Consider the following 11,509-nt stretch of genomic DNA (forward strand, 5'->3'; position numbering starts at 1 on the left):
GAAAAAAATAATACAAGGATTAGAGTCCGTCCCAAAAGCACGTTCCTCTGCAATTGACATCTTAACTCATACGCAACAATCAAGTGATACAAATCCCATCACTGATTCCTCTAGTAAAATCAAGTTAGATTATAGTTATAGTCCGCAAGGAAATAATCTTGAATTTAATACAAAAAAGGGATTATTTCGCAAGATTAAAGCAAGATTAAATGCTCTAGCAAAGTTACCTTCTTTACATAAAGGACAATATAAAGAGGAACTCAAAGATATCTTAGAAAAAAAGGGCATACAAAGACGAGATTTTATGAAATGGGCAGCAGCTATCACCGCTTCTTTGGGTTTGCCTGCTTCATTTGCTCCACTGACTATGAGAGCCGCTGAACTTGCAGGAAGAGTGCCAATTATATGGTTACACATGGCAGAATGCACGGGTTGCAGTGAAAGTCTATTGCGCACAGAGGATCCTGGTATAGATTCTATTATTTTTGATTATGTAAGTCTTGAATATCATGAAACGATTATGGCAGCTTCTGGACATCAAGCTGAAAAAAGTCTTGAAGATGCAATAAAAACATATAATGGTCAATACATTATGATGGTTGAGGGGGGGATTCCAAAAGAAAGTGAATATTTTCTCACAATAGGTGCTAGTGCTAGAACCGGTGCAGAAGAATGCAGGCATGTTGCCGAAGGTGCATTAGCTATATTTGCAATTGGAACATGTTCTAGCTTTGGCGGTGTTCAAGCTGCTGCCCCTAATCCCACAAATGCGCAGCCTTTAACACAAATTATCAACAAAAGAGTAATTAATATCCCCGGCTGTCCTCCAAGTGAAAAAAATATTGTTGGCGCACTGATACACTTTATTCTCTTTAAAGACTTACCTGCAGTTGATGCTTTTAATCGTCCTAAATGGGCTTATGGACGTAGAATCCACGATTTATGTGAGAGAAGAGGGCACTTTGATGCAGGAGAATTTGTCCAACACTTTGGTGATGAAAATGCTAAAAACGGTTATTGTCTTTACAAAGTAGGTTGTAAGGGTCCTTATACTTTCAATAATTGTTCAAAACTTCGCTTTAATTCTCATACAAACTGGCCTATTGGTGCTGGACATGGCTGCATTGGGTGCAGCGAACCAAAATTTTGGGACACAATGAGTCCCTTTGAAGTGCCTTTAGGCAACCGTTATCAAACGGCTTTTGGAGGTGCTGGAGCTGACAGAACTGCTGATACAGTGGGGATTGTTTTGTTGAGTGCTACTGCTATTGGCATTGCAGCACACGCAGTGATTTCTGGTGCAGTAAAGCCTAAGTAATTTGGATTTAGCAGTGTGTTTAAGACAAATAAATACTTATAGATAAAAATTTATGCTTATAAAGGATAGGAATTATGTCAAAAAGAATTGTTGTAGACCCCATCACACGTATAGAAGGACATTTACGCATTGAAGTCATTGTTGATGACAATAATGTAATTACTGACGCATTTTCTAGCTCAACTCTATGGAGAGGGTTAGAGACTATTATTAAGGGCAGAGACCCAAGAGACGCAGGATTTATTGCAGGTAGAATTTGCGGTGTTTGTACTTACTCACATTATAAGGCAGGTATCACCGCAGTTGAAAATGCGCTTGGCATTGAGATTCCCTATAATGCAAAACTTGTTCGAACGCTGATGAATCTCGCCTTATTTTTTCATGACCATATTGTGCATTTCTATACATTGCATGGACTTGATTGGTGTGATATTATTAGCGCATTGAGTGCCGACCCAATGAAAGCTGCAAAACTTGCCTTTGAATACACTGACACTCCTATTGCAGCAGGAGAAGATGAACTTAAAGTTGTCCAAAAAAGAGTCAAAGATTTTGCAGGCAAAGGTTCTCTTGGTCCTTTTGCAAACGGCTATTGGGGACACAAAACTTATCAATTAAGCCCTGAACAAAACCTTATTGTCCTTTCACATTATCTAAAACTTCTTGAGATTCAACGAGAAGCAGCTAAGATGATGGCAATTTTTGGCGCAAAACAACCTCACCCACAAAGCCTAACCGTTGGAGGTGTTACTTCTATCATGGATATTTTGGACCCTAGTAGGTTAGCTGAATACAAATTTAAATATGAAACCGTAGCGGATTTTGTTCATAGGGCTTATTACCCTGACCTCATCATGGCAGGCATGGAATACTCTAAAGAGCCGAGCGTATTAACAGGTTGTAATCTTAAAAATTTTCTAAGTTTCCAAGAAATGCAGGTTGGGCACAATGAATACCTGCTTAATAGTGGCTATATACTCAATGGGGACTTAAGTAGCCCACATGAAGTGAATCTTGATTTAATCGCAGAAGAAGTTACAAACTCATGGTATAAATACGAAGGAGTAGAACCTACTGCTGCACTCCACCCCTATGATGGACAAACGAATCCAAACTATACAGGCATGGAAGATGGCACTAGCATTGGATTAAATGGAAAGGAAGAAAAAACTAAATTACTTAAAACAGATTCTAAATACTCATGGATAAAATCCCCACGTTATGATGGAAAGCCTATGGAAGTAGGACCTTTAGCCTCCATAGTCGTAGGACTCGCCAAGAAAAACGCAAAGATACAAGAAACTGCAGAAGCATTTCTTAAACGCACGGGTTTAAGCACAGAACATTTATTTAGCACTCTGGGTAGAACTGCAGCAAGAGGGCTAGAAGCAAAAGTATTAGCAGAGAACGGATTAAGAGCTTTTGATGAACTGGTAAAGAATCTAAAAACAGACACAACAACTTGTGCGCCCTATGTTATTGATGAGAAGAAAGATTACAAGGGTTATTATATTGGCAATGTACCTCGAGGCATGCTTAGTCATTGGGTGAGAATCTCTGAAGGAAAAGTAGCAAATTACCAAGCCGTCGTACCATCTACTTGGAATGCTGGACCAAGAGACTCTAAAGGACAAAAAGGACCCTATGAAATGAGTCTTATTGGAACTAAAATAGCAAATCTTACGCAACCTTTAGAGATTATTCGTCATATTCATTCATTTGACCCTTGTATTGCCTGTGCTGTTCATATCATGGATACAAAAGGCAATGAGCTGGGAGAATACAAAGTAGACCCTGCATTTGCAAGATTCTAGAAATAATTTTTTATGTATTGTATAAAATTCATAACGAGATTCTAGGAAAAAGTTTAATAAAATTAGATAGCTAAAATCTACATTGATGCCGAGTATCAAAAAAAAAAAAAAAAAAAAAAAAAAAGGAGCGTATATGCTTTCAACAGAAATAGACAGAGCAATTAGAAAAGAATTGGAACAGCATTTAGAATTTGGCGGCACAACAAGATTTTTGCATTGGGTCCGTGCCTTTATGATTATATTTCTTATTGCAAGCGGTTTTTATATTGGCTATCCATTTTTACAGCCTGATGCAAGTAGCGAGCCTATAGGCTTTCTGCAAGCTTATAGTCGGGCATTTCACTGTGTAGCTGGTTTTGTGCTGATTTGCGCGTCAATTTTTCGCGTGTATCTCTTTTTATTTGCAAAATCGAGTCAACCAGAAAGACGTTCTATTAGACAAGTTTTTAATCCAATTGTTTGGATTAAAACCATAGGTGCTTACTTATTTATTGCTCATCATCCCCATATCAACGGTGCTTACAATCCCCTGCAATTTTGTACCTATTTAGCACTTGGAATATTAACCTTAGTAATTTGTCTAACGGGCGTTTCACTATACAGCCACGTGTATCATGATGGTCTAGGTTTTATAGCTGGTGCATGTTTTGGCTGGGTGGAAGTTATTTGCGGTGGTTTAGCAAATGTACGTGCAATTCACCATATCGTTACTTGGGTATTTATCATTTTTATTCCTGTGCATATCTATCTTGTTATTTGGAATTCAGTGCGCTATCCCAATGGCGGTGCTGATGCGATGGTAAGTGGTATTCGCTATGTAGATAACAGGCGTGTGTAGCTAGGCACAACATAAAAGTTCATTGTGTGAAAGTTCTTGTTCTTGGCATTGGCAATATCCTTTTTGGTGATGAGGGTATTGGTGTGCATCTATGCAACTATCTCAAAGTAAATTATCAATTTGAATGCCATGAAAATAGCATCGAGTTTATTGATGGAGGAACACTCGCTAATACGCTCATTCCTCTTATAGTAGAATATGATAATGTTCTTATTCTTGATTGTGTGAGTGTAGCTAACGCTAAAATTGGTGAGGTATATAGCTTTGGTTTTGATAAAGTACCTAATTTTATCACATGGGCAGGTAGTGCGCATGAAGTAGAAATGCTCCAAACACTCCACTTGACTAAACTCATGGGTGATTTGCCGCCCGTTCATATTATTGGTATTGTCCCAGAAATCATTGGAGAAGATACTGCCTTTCACCTTAGTAATTCGCTCTTAGAAGGCGTAGTTACTATGGAATCTGAAGCAATTAGGTATCTTACTTCTTTAGGTTTTACGGTTAAAAAAATACAAGATATTCCCCTACAAGAAGTTGCCAATAATTCCTATAAAGGTTTTTAACCAGGGTTGAGAATTTATTTGGTCATAAATTGTATCTAAGTATTTACCCTATCTCAATTTTTAAGGCTTTCGTGTGAAAAATACAGAAGTAATTTTTGTCACAGAAACACATCATGATAATAAACCAACTTTACAGGATAGAGATTCTCAAGAAGATATCTATTCTGAACAAAAAAACGCTATAGACAAGATTCTTGAATGCCTCTTTATCTTTAATTACACAGACATCACAAGTGCGCACACTATGATTCTTCTCCTCAAAAAACTAGCCTCTCGCTTCCTATATGAATTCCTAACCACAGAGAACAAGCCTTTAGACGCAATGAATTTTATTACCTTAAAGTTTAATCAAGATAAAATAGCAAAACAATCACCACAAGAACATCATAATGAGTGTTATATTTTCATGCGAGCTTATTCGCACAGTATTCTAGCCTTTTCAGATATGCTATCTAGTCATTTGCCCCTTTCATTACATTTTATATTCAAGAAGCTGCAACTCTTAGATTCTACTGAATCTAATGCCCTCTGTATTGATAAGTGGGAATCTCTTGATACGCAAGACACAAAGATACCTATTCCTACAATCAAAGAAATAGAGAATATGATACAGACAGAAAACCCCAGCCTTCATCAAATCTATGATTTTATTTCTATCAAACATTGCACATTAGATTCTCATGTAAAAGATTTTGATTTTATGCACAAACATTATCTAAAGGCACTTATAGAATCTTTAATCTTAGAATTCTTGCAAAAGGATTGTATTAGCCTTGAATGTAATCAAACCTCCTTTATATTATCAAAAGCCCCTTTGCATAATAAAGATTCTCTATCAAATCAACATCATATTTCACATATTATATTCACAGATTTATATAATGCTACGAGCTATTTACGTTTAAGTGAAAACCAAAAAACCATTCTTGCAAGTTTTGAGAAGCCTTTTGTGTTATTGCAATGCAAAGCAATTTTTGCCAAAGAACTTCATGCCAATGCGGCAGATAAAGTTTTTGCAAGCCTACCTAGAGGTTGTCTTATGATATTATTGCTTCATACTTTACAAAAAACATATAATATAGATTATCTCTTTTACACATCAACTACAAATGAAAAAGAAAAGTCGTTATTATCTTATGCAGAATCTCACATAGATAATATTCAGATTGAACATTATACAGTAGCTAAAGAACTAGCTCATACTTATATGCCACATAAAAAGAGGGGACACCATCTCTTTGATATAATTTCCTGCAATCCTATGCAAACAGATTCTCATGCAAATAAAAAACGTCTTATTGTCTGCTTATCTCTTAAAAATGCTAGTGCATTTTGGATTGAGAGTTTGCAGGGGGATAGATTCCAACAAATCCTAGACATTAAATTGTCATCTGCCTTAAGCACGCATTTACAGAATCTTTACCATTACAAAAATGGGGATAAGCTACTGTTTAATTTTGCTAAAGCAAATCCCAAGTTGGTACAACAATGGGATATAGATTCCAGCTTCTTGCAGCAAATCACACAAAGAGATTCTCTGCTGCAAGAAGAATTTAAGAATGCCAAATTTGACAATAAACAATCTTGTCATACAGAGTCTGATAACTTACTAAAAATATTTAGCCTTATAGAGCAAATGCTACAACTTGATTTAAGTGTCTTGGAATATGCAGCTAAGTGCGTCAGAGATAGAGGACCTCGGATTGACTACAATCTTGTGAGGAAAGATTCAGATATTGTATTGGATTATCCTCGTATTTTACGAAGTATTATAAGTTTTTATCTCGCAGGGGTAGAAAATGAGTTATTATGCTATGGTGTTGTAGAATCTTTAGCAGAATTTATAGGTACTCTCGCAGGAGATATGCTTGTGAATTATGGTATCCATGAAGTATTTATCTGCGGAGATTTGCTCTTAGAGCAATGCTTTTTGGACGGAATTATTCATGCCATTCCAAAAAATATTAAACTAGCTTTTCCTAATCGACATGGAATAGATTATCTCTAAACGGATAAATTATGTTAATTTTAGGAATTGACCCTGGCAGTCGCAATTGTGGTTACGGAATTATTGCAATTGACAAGAATAAGCCTTTGCTAGTCGATGCAGGCGTTATCAAAATACAAACACGCAATCTGCAATCTCAAATCGTAGAATTTGTCGAAGGCATGGATTTGATTTTCAAAGATTACTCAATTAATGAGGTGGCTATGGAAAATATTTTCTATGCATATAACCCCAAGACTGTCATCAAATTAGCTCAATTTCGCGGTGCGATTAGTCTAAAAATTCTGCAAGATATTGGCAATTTTACTGAATATACACCCCTACAAGTGAAAAAAGCTCTTACGGGTAACGGTAAGGCAGACAAAAAGCAGGTAGCTTATATGGTAAAAACTCTATTAAAACTTGATAGAGATATACAACCTCTTGATATTAGTGATGCCTTAGCAGTAGCATTAACACACGCACAATTTTTGCGAACTGTCTTGAGTGTATAGGTTTTCAGTTTTGAATGGATGCTGGTGAGATTGATTAAGGCTACATTCTTAATCTGAATAAGGATAATTAACAAAGAACTGCCTTAAGACTATGCAGTTATGTGCAAGATATATCTCTATTTTATACCTGTAACACTAGATAAAAGTTATAGATACTTTGAAATCTGATAGAATCGCAAAAGAGATTCTGAATTGTATTCGCATGTCATCTTAATACTTCATTATTTTAGGAATTCCATGTTCTATCTCAATAAACAGCTATCTAGTGGATATGACTTATTAATGACTCTTAAAGCGCATTACACGGTAGGAGACCACAATTCATGGTGGTGGCCAAGCTTTTGCTCTATTGAAATTAAAGAGGGGATAGAAGTTCGTGGAGCATTAGATTCTAAAGTTCCCAATCTTTCGTTATGCTTTGCTAGTATTTTAGGGCAGAATACTCGATATGAAAATGCTTGGTTTGCGCTTATTTCTCTGTATGAGTATCTGTTTTCACAATTAGATTCTCTCATGAATTTTACATCTTGCCAAATTACCCCATTCAAAGACTATAAATATCCACATTTAGCCTTTATCTCGCAAGCAATATGGCAAGATTCCTTACTTGAGATACTGCACAAAACAAGTCCAGATATTGTGGCAAGACTTATTTGTAAGGCTGGATTCTATAATCAAAAATCACATAGAATCCTCTTACTAGCAAAAAATATCTTGCAAGATTTTGGCAGCTTTGATAGTTTCGCAAAAGAAGTAAGCAAGGAATGGTTGCTCTCTCAAAAAGGCATTGGCAAAGAAAGTGCATCAAGCATTTTAAATTACGGGCTTAAAAGAGAAGAAATGGTTGTTGATAAATACACACAAAAACTGCTTGCAAACTTAGGTTATGAATATGAAACCTATGAGGATATTCAAGGCTTTTTATGCAAAAATCTTATCAAAGCCAAAGAATTATATGATTTTGACATTTCACCTGCACAAATTATGGCGAGATTGCATGGCAAAATAGTAGAACATTGCAAATATAAGAGCAAGAAATAAATCCAAGATTCTTATTTTATTTAAGAAAAATAGCTAATCAAAAAACTTCATGCAGCACAAGCTGATTAACAATATTCACCTTAGCCTCAAGAATGAACTTCATTCTAAAATCATTTTGAAATTAAGATTCATTGAACATCGCCATATTACCCGGCGCACCTTTGTATTTCTTGCTTTTAAGAATATTGGGTTTATTAATTGCGAAAAGCAAGCAAAAACCAAGACAAGCCAAATAAAACCAACTAAACCCCTGAAATCCAAATTGTTGCATCAGAATGCCAAGACCCAATGGTGCAAAAAGAGAACCCAATGAATAACAAAAAAGCACTGCTCTGCCTAATTCTACGGTTTTACTCTTATCTTTTAACATATCATTTGCTCTCGCGAGTGCTAAAGCATAAAGACAAAATATTCCCCCACCTAGAAATATAGCCAAAGCACATTGCATAAATAAGGGCAAATCAAATATTGCAAATAATAACATAGAACAAAAACCGACACCAGCACACAACATAATGGCAAATTTCCTACCTAGTTTATCAGAAATTGACCCAATAGTCATTTGAGCAAGAAAGCCTCCAAGCATAGCACACGCAATAAAATAGGATACGCCCTGCGCAGTGAATCCTTGTAACAGTATAAAAACAGAAGCCATTGCAAAAAAACCATTCACAAGCATACCTGCAATAAAGCTTGTTACAAGGGCTAAAGGCACAATGTCAAAAATCTTTGGCAGAGAAATGGGTGATTTTTGTGGAAGTAAGGGTTCTTTTATGCGAATAAGATAAAGGGGTAAAGTTGAGAACATAATAAGGCAAGCCCCAAGCACGAATACAGAATGTTTCTCTAAATCTAGAGCGATAATAAGTACTCCAATGCCAGAGGCGAGATAATACACAACTTCATAAAAACTTAATACACGTGAGCGCACTGAATTCTTTGCTTTTTCATTGAGCCAAGATTCAATAACCATAAGTACACCATAATAACAAAAGCCAAGCAATAGCCGAAAGATTGACCACAGGTAGAGATTGTCAAAAAAACTATGCAGCAAACTCGCAATCGCAAATAATGCGGCAAAGATTCCAAATGAACGTATATGCCCCACACGTGAAATAATTCTGTGTCCGCTAATAGTTGCAGCCAATGCTCCAATAAAAAAACACGAGCTGATTACTCCAATGGCTATTTCGCTCATACCTGAATCTTTGAGTATCACTCCCACAGAACTAACAATGAGGGAATTACCAATAAAAAGAAAGGACATACCTGTAAATAGAGCATTCATGGACTTGATGGTTCGTTTTGTGCTTGACATAATCTATCCTTAAAATTCATGTTGGTGTTATATTCGCTTAATTCTTATAGAATCTAAAAATAACTAAAGTATAGCAAAAGCCTAAAATTTTACTGCAAATTCCTAAGGAATAATATGCAAACATTTAAAAATCTGCTTGAACGTGTTAATATTATCATTGTATTTTTTGCAGCTTTATTATTGCTCACTTTTACTTCCTTTTTTATATTTGAAATTTCAGCAAAAAGATACAGCAATACAGAAGAGATACCCTCTATTGAATTACACGGATGGCAACTCTATGAAGTCAATAAAGAAGCCGTGAATATAGACATAAAGGGATCAACAGCAAAAAAATATGAAGACAAAGAAATCTATAAAGATTTTGAAATCAGTAAATTTAATACAGATTCTATAGAGAATCTGAAGGGCAAAGAAGCAATTTCCACAGAAGGAATGTATTACTTTCCTCAGGGAGTAGAATATAGCAAAACCCCAAATATCCATTTTTTTTCTCAAGCAGGAAGTTACAACATTGCAGATGAGATATTTGTTGGGAGCGGTGATTTTAGAATCGCAGATACATTAAACGTAACCGTAGGTAAGGATATTTTATATGATAAAAAAAACGATACCATTATCGCTAAAGATATTCGTTCTCAAATTTCACGATTTAATACCAAAGATAAATAGGGGAATACATGCTATATAAAATTTCCTTATTATTGTTTCTTATAACAATTTTATCTGCTAAAGACGACAAAGATATTATTGATATAGTAGCCCAGCACTTTAAAAGTATAGGGAATACAACCACAGTCACAGGAAATGTGAGAATTAAAAAAGGTAGAGATACTTTAGATGCTGATACTGTAATAATCTATACCAATAAGGAGAGAAAGCCTACTTCTTATGAGGCTAGCGGGAATGTTCATTTTACTCTTATCACCACCGATAAACGCGAATTACGAGGCAAAAGCAAAAGGCTGACCTATAACGTTGTCAAAGACGAATATAGACTTTATGATGACGCTATTGTGCAGGAAGTTGGTAAGCCTAACACTCTCAAGGGAGATGAAATTGTCTTAGCTGGAGATGGTAGCTACGCCAATGTCGCAGGCAAGAAAAACACGCCTGCTAGAATCATCTTTTCTCTTGAGAAATAGAAACTTCTTATAAATATTTCTATTTTCAATACTTACTTTTTCGCAATACCCATAAAAACCTACAATCATTATAGAGAATCTACTAGTGCTTAATCGTAAAATCTACAAATCTCAATATCCAATAAAGACAGACTCTTCTTATTGAAATTTAATAAAATTCTATCATTATAAAGGATGCTATTGTTTTTCCTTATCTCTATTGAAATGAACAAAAATTCTGGCAATAAATGAGTTTGTAAGACACAAAAAAGACTAAAGATACCCTTTAAGACAAATCACTGCAATGATAGGCTATATGAAATTAAACTTATATACTTTTAATAAATAAAATTTATATTATTAGACTAAAGTTTATTTATTAAAAATACTTAGAGTTGTATTTATTTATCAAAGTTATGTTATAATTGCTAATTCATGTTACAAATTAAGGAGATATTATGGCAAAAAAAATCTTTCAAACTGAAATTAAGCAATTACTTGATTTGATGGTGCATTCACTGTACTCTAACAAAGAAATATTCCTAAGAGAGCTTATTTCTAATGCTAGTGATGCGCTTGATAAGCTCAACTACCTTACCTTAAGTGATGATAATTACAAAACCATGGATTTTAAACCCCACATTGATATTAGCTTTGATACAGAGAAAAATATTCTTAGAATCACAGATAATGGTATTGGTATGAATGAGGAAGATTTAAACAATCATCTAGGCACGATTGCAAAAAGTGGAACAAAAAACTTTTTAGAATCTTTAAGCGGCGATAAAAAGAAAGACTCTAATCTCATTGGACAATTTGGTGTTGGCTTTTATTCTTGTTTCATGGTTGCAGAAAAAGTTATTGTGAATACTAAAAAAGCATTAGATACTAAAGCTTGGACATGGATAAGCGATGGTGGTGGTGAATATGAAATTTTAGAATCTAGCAAAGACGATTATGGCACAGAGATTTCGCTCTATCTTAAGGA

11 protein-coding genes are annotated in these 11,509 nt (G+C 35.2%); 10 read left to right on the forward strand and 1 reads right to left on the reverse strand.

Annotated features, from left to right (window positions below; translation table 11 throughout):
* The first annotated feature begins 118 nt into the window (after positions 1 to 118).
* The 7 genes from CQA44_RS09960 to CQA44_RS09990 all read left to right on the forward strand — a co-directional run bounded on the left by CQA44_RS09960 (position 119) and on the right by CQA44_RS09990 (position 8,079).
* A complete protein-coding gene (locus CQA44_RS09960; protein ID WP_181881864.1) occupies positions 119 to 1,318 on the forward strand; it encodes a hydrogenase small subunit in 1,200 nt (399 codons plus the stop codon).
* A gap of 74 nt (positions 1,319 to 1,392) precedes the next feature.
* Positions 1,393 to 3,132: a nickel-dependent hydrogenase large subunit gene (locus CQA44_RS09965; RefSeq protein ID WP_115547094.1), complete on the forward strand. Its 1,740-nt coding sequence runs from the start codon at positions 1,393 to 1,395 to the stop codon at positions 3,130 to 3,132.
* 133 nt (positions 3,133 to 3,265) lie between these two features.
* Positions 3,266 to 3,970: a Ni/Fe-hydrogenase, b-type cytochrome subunit gene (cybH, locus tag CQA44_RS09970; RefSeq protein ID WP_115547095.1), complete on the forward strand. Its 705-nt coding sequence runs from the start codon at positions 3,266 to 3,268 to the stop codon at positions 3,968 to 3,970.
* A gap of 26 nt (positions 3,971 to 3,996) precedes the next feature.
* Positions 3,997 to 4,536, forward strand: a complete 540-nt coding sequence (locus CQA44_RS09975) for a HyaD/HybD family hydrogenase maturation endopeptidase (RefSeq protein WP_115547096.1) — start codon at positions 3,997 to 3,999, stop codon at positions 4,534 to 4,536.
* 73 nt (positions 4,537 to 4,609) lie between these two features.
* Positions 4,610 to 6,544, forward strand: a complete 1,935-nt coding sequence (locus CQA44_RS09980) for a hypothetical protein (RefSeq protein WP_115547097.1) — start codon at positions 4,610 to 4,612, stop codon at positions 6,542 to 6,544.
* 11 nt (positions 6,545 to 6,555) lie between these two features.
* Positions 6,556 to 7,038 (forward strand): crossover junction endodeoxyribonuclease RuvC, encoded by a 483-nt coding sequence (ruvC, locus tag CQA44_RS09985; protein ID WP_115547098.1) that lies wholly within the window; start codon positions 6,556 to 6,558, stop codon positions 7,036 to 7,038.
* 237 nt (positions 7,039 to 7,275) lie between these two features.
* Positions 7,276 to 8,079, forward strand: a complete 804-nt coding sequence (locus tag CQA44_RS09990; protein ID WP_115547099.1) for an endonuclease III — start codon at positions 7,276 to 7,278, stop codon at positions 8,077 to 8,079.
* Between the two features lie 121 nt (positions 8,080 to 8,200).
* On the opposite strand, the gene CQA44_RS09995 is transcribed toward CQA44_RS09990, so the two are convergent.
* A complete protein-coding gene (locus CQA44_RS09995; protein WP_258864996.1) occupies positions 8,201 to 9,397 on the reverse strand; it encodes an MFS transporter in 1,197 nt (398 codons plus the stop codon).
* 114 nt (positions 9,398 to 9,511) lie between these two features.
* Here CQA44_RS09995 and CQA44_RS10000 point away from each other — a divergent pair, with 114 nt between their 5' ends.
* From CQA44_RS10000 to CQA44_RS10010, 3 genes are all read left to right on the forward strand, one after another.
* Positions 9,512 to 10,069 carry a hypothetical protein gene (locus CQA44_RS10000; RefSeq protein ID WP_115547100.1) on the forward strand — a complete coding sequence of 186 codons (558 nt, stop codon included), beginning with the start codon at positions 9,512 to 9,514 and terminating at the stop codon, positions 10,067 to 10,069.
* Between the two features lie 32 nt (positions 10,070 to 10,101).
* Positions 10,102 to 10,542: a lipopolysaccharide transport periplasmic protein LptA gene (gene lptA, locus CQA44_RS10005; protein WP_258864997.1), complete on the forward strand. Its 441-nt coding sequence runs from the start codon at positions 10,102 to 10,104 to the stop codon at positions 10,540 to 10,542.
* Between the two features lie 437 nt (positions 10,543 to 10,979).
* Positions 10,980 to 11,509 (forward strand): ATP-binding protein (locus CQA44_RS10010; RefSeq protein ID WP_181881863.1); only part of this gene is annotated, 530 nt, incomplete at its 3' end.

Source organism: Helicobacter sp. MIT 14-3879 (assembly GCF_003364125.1).

Excerpts from the sequence above, each read along its gene's own strand:
- cybH (WP_115547095.1), top strand. The coding sequence starts at position 3,266 with ATGCTTTCAACAGAAATAGACAGAGCAATTAGAAAAGAATTGGAACAG.
- CQA44_RS10000 (WP_115547100.1), top strand. The coding sequence starts at position 9,512 with ATGCAAACATTTAAAAATCTGCTTGAACGTGTTAATATTATCATTGTA.
- CQA44_RS09990 (WP_115547099.1), top strand. The coding sequence starts at position 7,276 with ATGTTCTATCTCAATAAACAGCTATCTAGTGGATATGACTTATTAATG.
- CQA44_RS09995 (WP_258864996.1), bottom strand. The coding sequence starts at position 9,397 with ATGTCAAGCACAAAACGAACCATCAAGTCCATGAATGCTCTATTTACA.
- ruvC (WP_115547098.1), top strand. The coding sequence starts at position 6,556 with ATGTTAATTTTAGGAATTGACCCTGGCAGTCGCAATTGTGGTTACGGA.
- CQA44_RS09965 (WP_115547094.1), top strand. The coding sequence starts at position 1,393 with ATGTCAAAAAGAATTGTTGTAGACCCCATCACACGTATAGAAGGACAT.